Raw genomic sequence first — 14,336 nt, forward strand, 5'->3', positions numbered from 1 at the left:
CGCCGCACCGCAGGTGGGCCAGGGCGAGCGATGCCTGCCGCCCGGCCGGCAGGCGTCTCCACCGCGTCCCGATCCCGCCGCCGAGCCCGCAGGCGCCCCGTCCAGTACCGAAGGGGGTGGCTGGACAGATCAATCGACGACGGATAGACAAGCACACGAAGCTCCTGGCGGACACGGGTGATCTTGGTCGAGAACCGTCTACCAGGAGCTTCGCTGTTCCGTACAGCCATCACCCGCCAACACCCCGACCACACAGCCAGGTTGAAAAAGGCTCACTGGACCGGACCCAGCCGGTGAAATACCGGTGGCCTTCGCATGCCGGACGTAGTCGTGGGCGCGCTTCTCGGCACCACGAACCTGTTCGCCGCACTGAACTGATCGACACATGCTTCCACCGCCTACTTACAGAATCCGTCAGCTCGGGCCGCGGTGTCCGTTAGCTTGGCTTCCCGCTCCTTTCTCCTGTCAGGTGAGGATGATTCGCTTCTGGGAGCGTCCCTCCGGAACTAAAGGATTTGAGAAATGGCACTCTATTTCATTGCGCATGGCGGTTACGAGACCTACTCCAGCGAGGGTACGCCACTGAAGGCAACGATCCCAGACGGTATGACCCTCCACTTTGCGGTCAATCCCGGCGAGGTCATACCCGCGGGACTGCTGGGAGTAGGGCTCCATGCCGTGGCTGTACGGAAAAACGAGCCCGCTGGCGACACAGTTAAGGCTGGCCAGGAAGTTGATAATCTATTCCTGGTCGCTATCTCTGATGATGAATTGGCGGCAGCCTGTGCAGCCTCTACCACTGCCAGGGCCAGTGCCAAGGTCCCTGCTTCGGACATCCCCATTCAGACCGTAGGCGGAACTGCGGTTCCTAAAAGAACGCAGCTCTGTGTCGACAAGACAGGGGATTGCATCCAGGGGCGGCACACCTGCGGGGGAGCGTTGCAGACCCTAGCGGCAGAGGACGAGGAAATCTTTCTGTTCGTCTGTCGCGGAGACATCGATCATATCGCGGACGCAGAATACGGTGACCGGTTGATCACTGAATCCGAGGATACCGGCCCAGAATTTTGGGATTCTACTGCCGCCGAAGCCGCAAATTCGATCGTCAATCTCGCCACAAAGGATCTAACAGAATTCTACAAGAAATATGACGAACTCCCGTACAAGAGTCAAGCATTCTTCCGGACCTACCATGAGGTCCATGCAGCCACTGCCCTGCGGGCAGCCGGCTGCCAGCGAGTCAAGGGAGCCTTCGCCATGGTGCGCTACATGGTAAGCCGGCCTGAGGAGTTCAGTGCGATCCAGAAACATTTCCCGGATAATTTGCTATACCGCGAATTCATTGAGGTTTGTCATGTGATGAATAGAGGCTTCCCGAAGTCGGAAAAGGCGCGATGCGAGTGGTGGTTCGGCCTGAGCGAACAGGACCGAGCGGATATCATAGCAATCGTTGACTGCTGGCAGGAGCGCCTGGGCCTATTTCGGGCACTTGCTTGTTGGATCAAGAAGAAAGAGTCCCTGGTCACTGGAGTTTGCTTCCCAAATTCGGAAGAGGCGCGATGCGAGTGGTGGTTCGGCCTGAGCGCACAGGACCGAGCGGACATCATAGCAATGGTTGGCTACAAGGAGGAACTACATCCTGTACTTGCTTGTTGGATCAAGAAGGAACGGTCCCTGGTTTCGGAATACAAGGAGATCGGCGCCTTTGGGCTGCTCAAGCATGTTGCACAGGGCAGGGAAACTAGCGAGCTGATCAGTGTGCACCCACTCCTCAAGGGCAAGGTCAGTGCCGCGTATGAGTTCTATATCAAGTTCCTTGAGGCCGATCTGCGCCTACGCCTCCAGATGTGGGACAGTGTCGACAATAGTGCGAAACATTCACTGATGGTCATCAACTCAGATATCTCCTCTTGGTACGAGCAGTACGTCGAGGGGACCGGGAGGAAGTGGGCTGCGGTGTCGCACTGGTGCAGCGAGTCGATATTTGTCGAGCTTACTCAAGTGAACAAGGAGTCCTTGGAAAATCTATACCGCAATGTCGGTGACTTTGATTTTTGTCAGGATCGGCAGACCCCATCCATATGTGTGATCTCAGGAAGGGACAAGAGCGATTTTCAAACTTACGTCCTCGGCAATATTGTGGAAAAGATCGAGGGGTTCATCGGCATCGACCCCGAAAACCCCGAAGGCATACTGGTACGCGGAGATTTCGACGTGAATATCGCCACTCAGGTCTTTATGGACCTTGAGAAAGACATTCCTCTCCGATTCTTGAATTCGTGAACCCGCGACAGAGCCAGCGCTCAAAGGCCATTGACAGACCAGCTCAACGGGCACCACTTCGACCGCAGGGCTGATTCAGAGGCTTGGTGATCATGTGGGCGTGCTGGTCACAACGGGGTGACGATCCGTCGAGGCATCGCTGCGAACGCAACGACGCTCCGGTTGACGGGGTGGCCTCTCAAGTCGCCCTGAACACCCGGAGCTTCGATGTGCCGTCACTCTGCCACTGAGCCTTTTTCAACCTGCCCTTGAGGGTGGCCATGGCCATGGCCTGCTCGCCGAGGCAGCGGATCTTGGCGTGGGTGCTGTTGTGCCGGCGCTTCCAGCGTTTGAGCCGGCGGCCCCGAAACGGCACGCGGACTGGCCGGCTGGCGCCCTGGTACGCCTTGTCCGCCCGGCACTTCGCGCCTGCCTCGGCGAGTGCGTCGATGATGTCGTGTGTGCGGGCGGCGGTCAGATCGTGGGGGAGCCGGGCAGTGCGGGTGAGGCCCGCAAGAGGCGTCCGAATGGATCGGTGAGGACCTGGATGTTCATGCCGTGGCGTTTGTGTTTTCCGGAGTAGTACGGGGTGTCGGCGGCGATCCGGTCGATCGGCAGCAGGGTGCCGTCCAGGATCACGAACGCCTTCGTCCGTACGGTCTTCATCGCCTCGTCCAGGGTGGGGGCCAGTGCGGCCAGTACGTCGATGGCCTCGCGTATATAGCGGTAAGCGGTCGCGGTGCCGATACGGAAGCCGGCGGCGAGCTGGGCGTAGGTGTCGCCGCACCGCAGGTGGGCCAGGGCGAGCGATGCCTGCCGCCCGGCCGGCAGGCGTCTCCACCGCGTCCCGATCCCGCCGCCGAGCCCGCAGGCGCCCCGTCCAGTACCGAAGGGGGTGGCTGGACAGTTGCTCGTCGGGGTGGTTGAGGCGAGTCGGGTGGGTGCGGGCAGGCTGCTCAGCCGTTTCCAGCAGGTGAGGAACGCGTCTCGCCAGGGCCAGGTCTCGCTGATCTTGAGCTGGCGGCGGCGGGCGTGGTTGGTGAGCCGGGCGGGCAGGTGGAGGAGCTTGTAGCGCAGGGTGTCGGGTTCGGCGTCGGCGAGCCCGTCGATGTCGTGCAGGCCCAGCAGCCGTGTCCAGGCTTCGAGGTCGCTGGCGATGTTGGCGGTGAGCATCCAGCCGCGGTTGACCTTCCAGGAGGCGGAGGGGAGATTGTTCAGTCCCATCGCTTTGTCGCAGCGCACCCGGTCTTCGACGACGGCGTGCGCGCGGTGCAGGGCGTCGAGCCATTGCGGCTGGTGGGAGCCGGCGATGCCCCACATCCGGCCGATGCTGGTCGCGGTGATCGAGTACCGCCAGCCGGGCTTGTTCTCGAAGCCGGTCAGCTTCTTGACCTGCCGCCCCGAGGGCTTGGCCCGCGGACCAGCAGCGGCTGGCCGGTGCGGGTGTTCAGACCGGTCAGCTCGGCGACGAAGTAGCCCTCCTGGAGGGAGCCGTCCTGGTCCACGGAGGTGTGCCACGCTGTCCCCGGCAGCTGGGCGATCGCCGCCTCGTCCTGGTCTGTGATCTTCCGGCCGGCCGAGTAACGGACCGTGCGCCGGGCAGTGTTCAGGCCCTCGAGATGGGTGAGCAGGTCGTGAGTGGCTCCCGCGCCACCGACGCGGACCAAGGATCTTCGCAGCCGAGGAGTGCGGGACCTGGGGGAGGGCGCCGGTCAGGCCCGTGATGTGGTCGGCGACGGTGTTGGCTCTGGCGTTTCTTTCCCGCAGCAGCATGGCGAGGGTCTCGGTGGTGTTTGCGCACCAGGCGGCCAGCGGATGGAACCCGAACGTCTACTTGAAGGTGACCGCCGCCCCGGCCTTCGAGGCGGAGGTGGTGATCGTGGCGTCGACGTCGATGAGGATCCGCCCGCGCAGCTGCTTCCCGGCGATGGTCAGCCAGGGGAAGCCGCCCGGCCGCAGGGCGAGCAGGTTCCACACATGCCAGCGTATCTTCGCCCGCTCTTTCGCGATCTCCAGCAAGGAGCTCCCATCCAGGGCCCGCAGGGCACGGCGGCCAGTGGAGTCCGACGCCGGCGGACCCAACACCTGGGCCTGATGCTGTGAGCCGAGGCTCTTCTTCGTGCCCGTATGTCTGACCTACCGGGATGCGGCCTGCCGAGGGGGCCGACGCACAATAGGTCGCAGCACTATCCGCGCGGCAGGAGAGGATAGCGGGTTCTTTGACCTCTTCGGAGCATTCAGCTGAGGGGGCGGGGACGCAGTAATGCGTCCCCGCTACCCGACTGATCATCGGACTGAACCGGTCGGCGATCGGCACGCTCGTGGAACGCACTACCCGTTACACGATGCTGGTTCACCTGCCACGGGCCGAGGGGTACGGCACGATCCCGCGCACCAAGAACGGGCCCGCGCTGGCCGGCTACGGCGCCGTGGCCATGAAGGACGCCCTGGCCACCACGATGGCCACCTTGCCCGACCAGCTTCGCCGATCACTGACCTGGGATCGCGGGAAGGAACTCTCCGCCCACGCCCAGCTCACGGTCGAGACCGGACTACCCATCTACTTCGCGGACCCGCACTCTCCCTGGCAGCGCGCCACGAACGAGAACACAAACGGGCTGCTACGTCAGTATTTTCCCAAAGGCACCGACCTGTCCCGATGGAGCACCGACGAGCTGACCGCCATCGCCGCGGTCCTCAACTCCCGTCCCCGCAAAACCCTCGGTTGGAAGACACCCGCGGAAGCCCTCGACGAACATCTACAATCAGCGCAGCCCAGCGTTGCAACGACTGATTGAATCCGCCTTCCGATCCGCGGTCGGTGTGGATCACGCAACGCGGAGAGAGACGGCCCAGGCCGGCGGCCATGTCGAGGGCGTCGACGACGAGTTCGGCGCGGTGGTGGTCGGCCATCGAGTACCCGATGATCTCGCGGGTCGCCAGGTCCAGCCACGAGGCGAGGTAGAGCCAGCCCTCGGCGGTCGGGATATATGTGATGCAACACCGTTGCGTTTGGCCGGGGAGCGGCATGTCAAGGGGGTTGAACGAGGCAACGGGACACCTGTAGATCAACGATCGGAGAAGAAAGTCGATCAAGGTCAGGAGTCCCGTTGCGGGAGAAGTCTGTCATCACCAGGACGGTCGAGGTAGCCGGGGATGTGTACGCGCCCGGCCACCTGGGTGAGTTGACCCAGATCGTGGACTTCGCGCTGGTGGACGCGGTGATCGATGAGACAGGGTCACGTGAGAAGCGGCTGCGGCTGCTGCCGTCCCGGGTGATGGCCTACTTCGTCCTCGCGCTGGCCCTGTTCGAGAACTGTTCCTACCGGGGCGTGTGGGGCAAGCTGACAGCGGGGCTGGAAGGACTGCCGCTGGTGCGTCCGGCGGTCTCCTCGCTGTCCCGGGCCCGACGGCGCATAGGAGCGGCACCGCTGCGGCGGCTGTTCGAGATCCTCGCCGGACCGTCGCCCACCTCGGGCAGGCCGGCTCGTTCTACCGGGGGCTTCGGACCGTGGCCGTGGACGGCACCTTGCTGCACGTGCCCGATGAGGAGGCGCTCACCTGGCGCTATCCCAAGCGGGCGGGCGAGAGTGTGGAGTTCGGCTACCCGCTGATGCGACTCGTGGTCCTGGTCGAGTGTGGCACCCGTGCCGTCCTGGCTGCCGCTTTCGGCCCTGAGAGTGACGGTGAACTCACCTACGCGGGACGCCTGTTGAGTGTGCTGGACCGCACGATGCTCCTGCTGGCCGATGCCGGCTTCGATGCGAACGAGTTCGCCCGGGACGTTCACGCCACCGGCGCCCAGTTCCTGGTGCGCTCCTCCGCCCGCCGGATACCCACCCCCTTCCGGCACCTGGGCGACGGCTCCTACCTGGCCCGGATCGGCTACGGCGTCCTGCCCGTCCTGCTGACCGCGACACCGTCCACGCCACTGTCACGTTCTTCGAGCACGGACTTGCGAGCCGCTCGCGGACGTAAACGCAACGGTGTTGATATGTGATGTCCCCGACGATCTTCATGCCGGGGCTCTCGGCGTGAAAGTCGCGGCCGATCAGGTCGGGGGCCGGTGCGGCCTTGGTGTCCTGCTTGGTCAGGCTGCGCCGTCCGGTGCGACGGCTGTGGCCGGCGATGCCGTGCTCGCGCATGACACGCTCCACGCGCTTGCGGTTGACCCGGTGGCCGTGCCGGCGTAGATCGGCCGTGACGCGCGGGACGCCGTAGGTGCCCTTGGAGGCGAGGTGGATCACCGTGATCTCGTGGGCCAGGGCCTCATCGGCCCGGCGCCTGGCCTCGCGGGCCTCGATCCCGGCCACCCACGCGTAGTACGTCGAGCGGGCCGTCTTCATCACCCGGCAGAGCATGACGATCGTGTAGTTCGCCTTCTCCGCGTGGATGAACCGGCATATCGCGCTCACCGGTCGGTCTCCTTCGCGAAGAAAGCTGTCGCTTTTTTTAGGATTTCAATCGTTTTCGCCTGCTCGAGGGTGAGCTTCCTCAGCCGCTTCAGCTCCTCATCACGCGCATCCGCGCTCACACCGGCCGGCCCCGCGCTCCCGGCGGCTTCGGCGGCCCGGGCCTTCTTGACCCAGCCGCGCAGGCTCTCCGAACTGATGCCGAGCTCGCGGGCGACATCGGTCACCGTCCGCCCGGACGAGCGCACGAGCTCGATCGCGTCCCGCTTGTACTCGTCCGAGTACCGCTTCGTGTACTTGCTTCCCACCTGGCACAACTTCCTCTGGAACCTCTCAGATCCCAGTCTCCAGGTGTCCACGATCAAGGGGAAGCTTCACGGTGACCCCGGTCAGGTCGTACGGCTCCAACAGCGCGGCGAAGCATGTGATCTCGTTGGTCTTGTCAGGAACCCGCAGCTGGGTGACGGTCCGGCCGTCACCGGTCATCGCCGCCAGAAGGTGGGCGGCGGGTGTCGATCCGTGCCGGGAGCCGCGGGCGGCCTTGCCGTCCACGGCCAGCGACTGAGCGCCGGCGGGATCGGCGCCGGTCAGGTCGGCAAGGCCGCCGGGGCAGACCAGGCCGATGACCCCCGTCGGATCGTGGCGGCACTCGGCGCGACACGCACTCCCAGCGCGCCCACCACGCGGGCGCCCAGCCGGGCCAGAGCGTGCTGGGGAGCACTCGCGGACCACTGACCGATCGCCGCATACGACCGAGCGCCGCCGACCACCGCCGAGGCGGCAACCAGCAGCACCGCCACGAACGGGTGACGCACCCCGCGCCGCCGACGCGGATCGGGCAGCAGCCGCAGCCGTTCCACCAGCGAGAGCCCGGCCACACGCTCCAGAGCAGCCGACTTGATGAGACACACGGTGGCAGACTGACGGCACATCGAAGCTCCGGTGGTTCAGGGCGACTTGGGAAGGTCACCCCGTTCAACCGGAGCTTCATTGCGTGCGTGTCGGCCCCGGCCAAGTACCCCTGGCCTGCGGACTCACGTGATCACCAGGACTTTGAAACGCCCCTGCCCCGCTGACGAATCGAGGTTGCCGGCCCCGAATGGCTACACTTCAAAATTCCACTTACTGTCGGAATTCATCAATCCAATCATTGCGTTAAAATAGGCAGCCTTAAGGCTCAATTCTCGCCATATACTAATGTCCGGGTCATCCTGTGCGGGTTCGCGAATGTTAAGGATGTATCCCTTCTCGGGATCCCAGGAGAACAGCTCCTGGTCCTCCATGAGTTGTTGAAGGCTTATGTAATCAACTTCGCGGTAGCTAGTGTGTATTGCGGCATCCTGCGTATCATTGATGGCTGAAAGGAGTCGTTTATAGCTTTCGCAAATATTTCCCTGAAAATTGTTCCATAGGCTGAGCGCCAGTTGGGTGTACTCCTGGCTCTCGTCACTCATCTCGACGGACCCCACTTCGGCCAACCCGGAGTTCTGCAGATGCACACTGATCCATCCAGCCTCCCAGCCAGCAAGAACGAAACTACGCCAAGAGATGGGGTTTTTTCTGAAACCCCTTACGAATTTGTCGTATGGGCAGAGCTGGCTCTTACTTGCGCTCACAGCGTACCTGGCGGGGCGGGAAGTGGGATTAAGGCTTTTAGCGATGAATTCCAGTTTTGCCTTGTCGGTGGCTTCCTTGATGGCCAAAATCTTGATCACTCCGTTAGCCGTGTCGAGTCTCCACTCCACTGTCACCTGGAATAGCGTCTCATGCGGATTATCGAGCCCCGAAAGCCCTACGTTGACACTTGTAAAAATAACAAACCTATTTTGCACCTTGTAATCAACAACATGGCAGAACTGTGGCCCCACTACATTGATGAGAGGGACGAATTTGAATACCGTGTCGTCCGTGTAACCCTGCTGCGCTTGCTTCAGATATATAAGAAGATTCTTGTCTGCTCCGCATGTCGAAATCGGAGCACCACTGGACTCCAGAGTTTCGTGGCCCAGTTGCCGAAGTTTCTGGCCGTTCACACGATCACGTTCGTCCTTGACCTGCAGGTCAAGGGCTAATCTTACGTGCGATATCACCTTGATTGGTAGACCGAGAGTATTTGCAGCCGGCCCTAGGAGATCGCCGAAATTGTTCAGAGCACTGCCCCCGGTCTCTAGGGCCCGCCCCAATCCGGTGTCCATCATGGCGCCGACCTTTTGGGTGAGTGAACCTGCAGTCCCAAGCTTGCCGAGCGCCACACCGGCAAGTTGGAGATTTTGGAGAACCTCATCCGTTACAGGACTCTGGGTAGTCTTTCCTGCCCCCGCTACGACGCCGTACGTGTTTTCGTCTTGCTTTGAAGTGAAGTACGTGATGAGCGTACCGGTCAAACTTGCCGCCGCGCTGAGCACTGAGAATGAAAGGGCGAGAGGTGGAACGATCGCCGTCACCAGGGCCAGGGCACCAGAGGCAAGACTCAGGCTGCTGAGCGCCATCACTACTGGGGCGAGCTGCGGATGGTTGGTGGCAAACATCTTTTTATAGAAATATTGGGAGTCGGCTTTTAGTGCCTCGAGAATTTCGTCCAAAACATTATTCTTCAGTTTCCCGTACTCACGCATGGCGATGGTGATGCGGCTGACGATTTTATCGTACATTTCTTCCAGGCCGGGGGTGGTGCCTGCAGAATGAGCAACCTCACTCAGGTCCTGGCGAATTTCATTAAACGCCACGAGCGTCTTCTTTATCCACGCCCTTTCAGGAGAGAAGTCACGCAACTTGACCCTTGTGTCACCTTTGGCGGCCTCTTGGAAGGCGAGCATCAACCCGCCGAATGCTGCCATGTCGGATTCAAGGGCGTTGGCGACGATCAACGAACTCTCGGCCAGTTGACAAGGGCCGACTTTGTTGCCTTTTTCCGCTGAAAGGAAAGCCCCAGTCGCACCAGTGACTCCGCCATCTATTTTTCGAATGTTCCCGATGACGTCTCTAAAGGGCTTCCACAATATTTCTAGCGATTTGCGCTTTGCTCTGTAATCCGCTATCAGCGCTTTCTGTTCGGCTGTCTTCGTGAAATGGTTCGAGTAAGCCGATGCTTGCTTGTACTCACGCGCATTCTTAATTAAGAAGGCTAGTGTAACCGCGTTAGCAGGATCGGAGAATCCGTCTTTCAGATAGCCGTAGAAAACCGTTATCCATCCCGAATTATCTAAGGCATCTTCAAGTGTCTGAGGTATGTTACCCGTAGGAACCAGCGACGGGTCCTTGGGGGCCCATAGGGTAGTGGCGCTCACCGGAGTTGACATGTTGATCCTTACTAGCTGTGACGTACAAAAGGTGCAGTCCCGCGTCGGCGTAGACTGATCGGAATAGAGCGGGCGAGACGTTGATTCGGGCCAGGGGCGTGCAGTCGGTGGGCGGTGGAGGGAGTATCGGGACTCAACAGGACGCCCTGTTCCTGTGTGGCTGTGGGTACATCTGACCTCCATATTCTGCCGAAATATTCAGCGCGGACGACGAAGGAGTCCTCCAGCGCCCCGTCCCGGTCCGTACGGTTCAGCTACGAGCCCATCACTGCTGAATGCTCCGAAGAGGTCAAAGAACCCGCTATCCTCTCCTGCCGCGCGGATAGTGCTGCGACCTACTATGCGCCGGCCCCCTCGGCAGGCCGCATCCCGGTAGGTCAGACAAACGGGCACGAAGAAGAGCCTCGGCTCACAGCATCAGGCCCAGGTGTTGGGTCCGCCGGCGTCGGACTCCACTGAACCCTTTCCAACCTGACGGGTGGTTGGATCGGCGTCCCGGTGGCGGGCGCGAAGAGAGCTCCTGGTAGACGGTTCACGATCAAGATCACCAGTCCGCCAGGAGCTCTCGTGCTTGTCTACCCGTCTGCCATTGATCTGTCCAGCCGCACCCTGCAGCACCTCTCCAGCCTTCTCGCAGGTCACCGCCGCCGCATCGGCTCCCGCTGGCGGCGCCTCACCTGCGGCCGGCAGGCCCTGCTGGTCCTGGCCCACCTGCGCTGCGGTGACACCTATGCCCGCCTCGCGGCGGGTTTCCGCGTCGGGATCGCCACGGTCTACCGGTACATACGCGAGGCCGTAGACCTCCTGGCCGCCCTCGCGCCCACGCTCGAACAGGCCATGCAGACCGTGCGGAAGAAGGCGTACGTGATCCTCGACGGCACACTCCTGCTGATCGACCGCATCGCCGCCGACCGGCCCTACTACTCCGGGAAGAAGAAGCACCACGGGATGAACGTGCAGGTCCTCGCCGATCCCGCCGGACGCCTGATCTGGGCCTCGGACGCACTGCCGGGAGCCACGCACGACCTGACCGCGGCCCGGACCCACGGCCTTCCCGCCGCCCTGGCCGCGGACAACAACAAGTGCTGGGCAGACAAGGCCTATCAGAGTGCGGGTTCCGCCATCCGCGTTCCGTTCCGAGGCAAGAACCTGCGCGGTTGGCGTCGGCGTCACAACCAGGACCACGCCAGGATCCGCAGCCTCGGTGAACGCGCCATGGCGATCCTCAAGTGCTGGCGGCTCCTGCGAAAACTCCGCTGCAGCACCACCCGGATCACCGCTGTCGTCCGAGCCGTCGTCGCCCTCGAACTCGCCAGCTGATCAAGATGGAAAAGGTTCACTGGCCGCCGTGCCCTGCGGGCCCTGGATGAGAGCTCCTTGCTGGAGATCGCGAAAGAGCGGGCGAAGATACGCCGGCATGTGTGGAACCTGCTCGCCCTGCGGCCGGGCGGCTTCCCCTGATGACGGCCCACCGCCCCGACGAGGACCAGAAAGGACAGGACCAGCACGACTCCGGGAGCAGTGGAACCCCGGCGCAGCCGCAGCGACACGCGATGGCCCAACCCGCGATCACGCGGGACAAAAGGGATGAACGGCCGGACCGGTCAAGCGATCAAGGTCGCTGAAGAATCGAGGTCAATGGCCTTTGAGCCAGTGCAGCAGTCGGTGGTAGCCGTCGGGAGTGGTGGGGAACGCCTCGGTGTGGCGTGGAGGGTCACGCGCCGGTCGTGGAGGGTGATGGTGTCGAGCGCGACGTCGTCGGCGTGGTGGAACCAGAGGTCTTGGAGGAGTTCGTCAGACACGACCACTCATGATCGCGGATTCGGTGACGCTCCGTGGCCCTGCACGGAAAGTGATCCAGAACCTGAAAAGCTGACCCCCAGGAGTCTTCTTGGGTTCTAACGCTTGTCGCAACACTCTTTGATCATGATGGGTGTGTTGATGGCGAGGCGGGGCAAGAAGCGCAGGCTGGACCTTGAGGCTGAGTACTGGCGTCTACTGGCGTCCGGTATGGGCACGGTCGAGGCGTGCAGGCAGCTCGGGATCGGCCGAAAGACCGGCTACCGGTGGAGGGAGGAGAGCGGCGGGGTCCCGCCGGTCCATCTTCCGGAGGCGTCCCGCTCGGACCGCTACCTCTCGCTCATGGAACGCAAGCGGATCGCCACCCTGCGCGAACGCGGCCTGGGGGTCCGCGAGATAGCCGAGCGGCTCGGCCGGGCGCCGTCGACGGTCAGCCGCGAACTGCGCCGCAACAGCCGCCGTCACGACAACGGCATCTACGATGCCGACCTGGCCCAGCAGCGATCCCGGGAACGGTTCCGACGCCCGCGGCAAGTCAAATTGGCGGCCGATCCGGTGCTGAAGGCCGAGGTCCAGGACAAGCTCAATCTCGAGTGGAGTCCCGAACAGATCGCCGGACACCTGCGTGCCCTATGGCCCGACCAGCCCGAGAGACACCTGTGCCACGAGACCATCTACCGCTCCCTCTACCAAGGCATCAGAGGCGGCCTGAGCAGGACTTTGACCAAAGGACTCCGAACCAGCCGGCCCCTGCGCAAACGACGTCGACGCTCGGATCAACGAGCCGCGCGATTCGCCGCCCCACCCGTCCTGATCGGCCGCCGGCCGCCGGTTGTCGAACTGCGGACGCGCCTGGGCGACTGGGAAGGCGACCTCATCGTCGGGCCCCGCAGCCAGTCCGCCGTGGCCACCCTCGTCGACCGTCGCACCCGCTTTCTCCGCCTGGTCGCCCTGCCCGACGGACACCGCGCCGACCAGCTCCGCGACGCACTCATCACGGCCTTCGTCAGCACCCTGCTCCAGCATGCCCGCCAGACGCTCACCTGGGACCAGGGCTCAGAGATGGCCCGCCACCACGAAATCGCTCCGTACTTCACCGACGGCGTCTTCTTCGCCCACCCCGGCAGCCCATGGCAACGCGGCACCAACGAGAACACGAACGGGCTCGTCAACGGGCTCGTCCGCCAGTACCTCCCCAAGCGCACAAAACTCTCCCTCCACACCCCCGAAGATCTCCGGAGGATCGAAGAGAGGCTCAATAACCGACCCCGCAAGACCCTCGGCTGCAGGGCTTCGGCGTAGTGCGCTGACGTCCGGTTGGTGATGGAGCGTCGGGTCGGTGGGGTCCGGGTACGAAGCAGGCACGAGTGCCCGTGATCATGGAGTTCTTTACGCTCTGTGACCTTGGGATACCCGTGCCTGCGTCTGCATCCTCGCTCATCTGTCCCGTCCTTGACCAGCTCGGTGATCACGTCGGGGTCGGTCCAGGCGAGGTACCCGGCTTGTTGGAGCGGCTCGCTCAGGTGCCCGATCCACGTGATCCGCGCGGGGTGCGCTACCCGCTGGCGACACTGCTCGGCCTGGCGGCGTGCGCGGTACTGGCCGGTGCGAAGTCGCTTCTCGCAGTTGGGGAATGGGTCGCCGAGGCCCCACCGGCCGTGCTGGAGAAACTGGGTGCCCGAGTGGACCCATTGATCCCGGAACGCTCATGGCCTGTGGAAACAACCATCCGCCGACTCCTTGCACGAGTCGACGGGGATGCGCTGGACCGGGCGGTCGGCGCATGGCTCGCCGACCGGCGGCCTCGCACCGAGGGCCTGCGAGGACTCGCCGTGGACGGCAAGAGCCTGCGGGGTGCCGCCCGCGCCGACGGCCGGAAGGTTCACCTCCTGGCAGCCTGCGACCACGCGACGGGACTCGTGCTCGGGCAGCTGGACGTGGGCGAGAAGACGAACGAGATCACCTGCTTCCGCCCGTTGCTGGACACGATCGGCGACCTGACCGACACGGTGATTACGAGCGATGCGCTGCACACCCAGCGCGAGCACGCGGCTTACCTGCTTCAGCGCAAGGCGCACTACATCGTGATCGCGAAGGGCAATCAGAAGAAGCTGCACCAGCAGCTCAAGAACCTGCCCTGGGAGCAGGTCCCGCTGCTCGGACGGGCCCGGAACACCGGCCACGGGCGGCGCGAGGTCCGCCGGATCAAGGTCTGCACGGTGGACAAACTGCTGTTTCCCGGTGCCCGGCAGGCGATCTGGATCCGTCGCCGCCGCGTCGACAAGAAGACCGGGAAGGTCAGCCACAAGAATGTCTACGCCGTTACCAGCCTGAGGGTCGAGCAGGCCGGACCCGACATCCTGGCCCAACTCGTCCGTGGCCACTGGGGAATCGAATCACTGCACCACGTCCGTGACGTGACCTTCGACGAGGACGCCTCAGAGGTCGTTAAGTCCCTTTCCGGTAGAGGCCCCGTCCGGGCTGAGTGAGGAAGCCTTGGCGGGTGAGGCGTCCGAGGCGGCTGCGGGTGACGTTCAGGGAGGGGTCGTCGGTGGGCATGCCG

General features: G+C 63.2%; 13 protein-coding genes and 6 pseudogenes. 7 read left to right on the plus strand and 12 right to left on the minus strand.

Going from position 1 to position 14,336, the window contains the following annotated elements; all coding sequences use genetic code 11:
• Positions 1-155: pseudogene (locus OTB20_RS39840) on the minus strand (IS5/IS1182 family transposase); the annotation flags it as partial.
• 367 nt (positions 156-522) lie between these two features.
• Between OTB20_RS39840 and OTB20_RS39845 the strand changes: the two are divergent.
• Positions 523-2,283: a putative adhesin gene (locus OTB20_RS39845; RefSeq protein WP_267824808.1), complete on the plus strand. Its 1,761-nt coding sequence runs from the start codon at positions 523-525 to the stop codon at positions 2,281-2,283.
• A gap of 247 nt (positions 2,284-2,530) precedes the next feature.
• On the opposite strand, the pseudogene OTB20_RS39850 reads toward OTB20_RS39845, so the two are convergent.
• The 4 genes and pseudogenes from OTB20_RS39850 to OTB20_RS39865 all read right to left on the minus strand — a co-directional run.
• A pseudogene (locus OTB20_RS39850) lies at positions 2,531-3,169 on the minus strand (transposase family protein); the annotation flags it as partial.
• A 50-nt stretch (positions 3,170-3,219) separates the two neighbouring features.
• Positions 3,220-3,582, minus strand: a pseudogene (locus tag OTB20_RS39855) (transposase); the annotation flags it as partial.
• Positions 3,583-3,641: 59 nt separating this feature from the next.
• Positions 3,642-3,929 carry a hypothetical protein gene (locus tag OTB20_RS39860; RefSeq protein ID WP_267824809.1) on the minus strand — a complete coding sequence of 96 codons (288 nt, stop codon included), beginning with the start codon at positions 3,927-3,929 and terminating at the stop codon, positions 3,642-3,644.
• Positions 3,930-4,092: 163 nt separating this feature from the next.
• Positions 4,093-4,281: a hypothetical protein gene (locus OTB20_RS39865; protein ID WP_267824810.1), complete on the minus strand. Its 189-nt coding sequence runs from the start codon at positions 4,279-4,281 to the stop codon at positions 4,093-4,095.
• A gap of 263 nt (positions 4,282-4,544) precedes the next feature.
• Between OTB20_RS39865 and OTB20_RS39870 the strand changes: the two are divergent.
• Positions 4,545-5,060 (plus strand): annotated as a pseudogene (locus OTB20_RS39870) (IS30 family transposase); the annotation flags it as partial.
• 7 nt (positions 5,061-5,067) lie between these two features.
• On the opposite strand, the pseudogene OTB20_RS39875 reads toward OTB20_RS39870, so the two are convergent.
• Positions 5,068-5,259 (minus strand): annotated as a pseudogene (locus OTB20_RS39875) (DDE-type integrase/transposase/recombinase); the annotation flags it as partial.
• 161 nt (positions 5,260-5,420) lie between these two features.
• Between OTB20_RS39875 and OTB20_RS43030 the strand changes: the two are divergent.
• The gene (locus OTB20_RS43030; protein WP_420716597.1) at positions 5,421-5,876 is read left to right on the plus strand and encodes a transposase domain-containing protein; all 456 of its coding nucleotides are present in this window, start codon (positions 5,421-5,423) and stop codon (positions 5,874-5,876) included.
• Positions 5,774-6,070, plus strand: a pseudogene (locus OTB20_RS43035) (transposase); the annotation flags it as partial. The gene OTB20_RS43030 and the pseudogene OTB20_RS43035, both read left to right, overlap by 103 nt.
• On the opposite strand, the gene OTB20_RS43040 reads toward OTB20_RS43035, so the two are convergent.
• From OTB20_RS43040 to OTB20_RS39900, 5 genes are all read right to left on the minus strand, one after another.
• A complete protein-coding gene (locus OTB20_RS43040) occupies positions 5,955-6,623 on the minus strand; it encodes an IS3 family transposase (RefSeq protein WP_420716599.1) in 669 nt (222 codons plus the stop codon). The pseudogene OTB20_RS43035 and the gene OTB20_RS43040 sit on opposite strands and share 116 nt — an antisense overlap.
• Before the next feature lie 50 nt (positions 6,624-6,673).
• Positions 6,674-7,033, minus strand: coding sequence for a transposase (locus OTB20_RS39885; RefSeq protein ID WP_267824819.1), 360 nt, complete (start codon positions 7,031-7,033; stop codon positions 6,674-6,676).
• A complete protein-coding gene (locus OTB20_RS39890) occupies positions 7,008-7,226 on the minus strand; it encodes a hypothetical protein (RefSeq protein ID WP_267824812.1) in 219 nt (72 codons plus the stop codon). Before OTB20_RS39890 ends, OTB20_RS39885 begins: the two co-directional genes overlap by 26 nt.
• 35 nt (positions 7,227-7,261) lie before the next feature.
• Positions 7,262-7,585, minus strand: a complete 324-nt coding sequence (locus OTB20_RS39895; RefSeq protein WP_267824813.1) for a transposase family protein — start codon at positions 7,583-7,585, stop codon at positions 7,262-7,264.
• A 192-nt stretch (positions 7,586-7,777) separates the two neighbouring features.
• A complete protein-coding gene (locus OTB20_RS39900) occupies positions 7,778-9,961 on the minus strand; it encodes a hypothetical protein (RefSeq protein WP_267824814.1) in 2,184 nt (727 codons plus the stop codon).
• Between the two features lie 579 nt (positions 9,962-10,540).
• Between OTB20_RS39900 and OTB20_RS39905 the strand changes: the two genes are divergently transcribed.
• Positions 10,541-11,293: a transposase family protein gene (locus tag OTB20_RS39905; RefSeq protein WP_267824815.1), complete on the plus strand. Its 753-nt coding sequence runs from the start codon at positions 10,541-10,543 to the stop codon at positions 11,291-11,293.
• 284 nt (positions 11,294-11,577) lie between these two features.
• Here the strand turns inward: OTB20_RS39905 and OTB20_RS39910 are convergent, their stop codons facing one another.
• On the minus strand, positions 11,578-11,775 hold the full coding sequence (locus OTB20_RS39910; RefSeq protein ID WP_267824816.1) for a hypothetical protein: 198 nt from the start codon (positions 11,773-11,775) through the stop codon (positions 11,578-11,580).
• A gap of 139 nt (positions 11,776-11,914) precedes the next feature.
• Between OTB20_RS39910 and OTB20_RS39915 the strand changes: the two genes are divergently transcribed.
• Both OTB20_RS39915 and OTB20_RS39920 read left to right on the plus strand, forming a co-directional pair.
• Positions 11,915-13,075: an IS30 family transposase gene (locus OTB20_RS39915; RefSeq protein WP_420716600.1), complete on the plus strand. Its 1,161-nt coding sequence runs from the start codon at positions 11,915-11,917 to the stop codon at positions 13,073-13,075.
• Positions 13,076-13,152: 77 nt separating this feature from the next.
• Complete coding sequence (locus OTB20_RS39920) at positions 13,153-14,262, plus strand: ISAs1 family transposase (RefSeq protein WP_267824820.1); 1,110 nt, start codon at positions 13,153-13,155, stop codon at positions 14,260-14,262.
• The last annotated feature ends 74 nt before the right edge of the window (positions 14,263-14,336 follow it).

The sequence above is a fragment of the Streptomyces sp. H27-H1 genome (assembly GCF_026627445.1).
Taxonomy (GTDB): domain Bacteria; phylum Actinomycetota; class Actinomycetes; order Streptomycetales; family Streptomycetaceae; genus Streptomyces.

Bases quoted from the DNA above. Each gene is read 5' to 3' on its own strand.
- OTB20_RS39845 (WP_267824808.1), top strand. From the start codon at position 523: ATGGCACTCTATTTCATTGCGCATGGCGGTTACGAGACCTACTCCAGC.
- OTB20_RS43040 (WP_420716599.1), bottom strand. From the start codon at position 6,623: ATGCTCTGCCGGGTGATGAAGACGGCCCGCTCGACGTACTACGCGTGG.
- OTB20_RS39915 (WP_420716600.1), top strand. From the start codon at position 11,915: ATGGCGAGGCGGGGCAAGAAGCGCAGGCTGGACCTTGAGGCTGAGTAC.
- OTB20_RS39920 (WP_267824820.1), top strand. From the start codon at position 13,153: ATGGAGTTCTTTACGCTCTGTGACCTTGGGATACCCGTGCCTGCGTCT.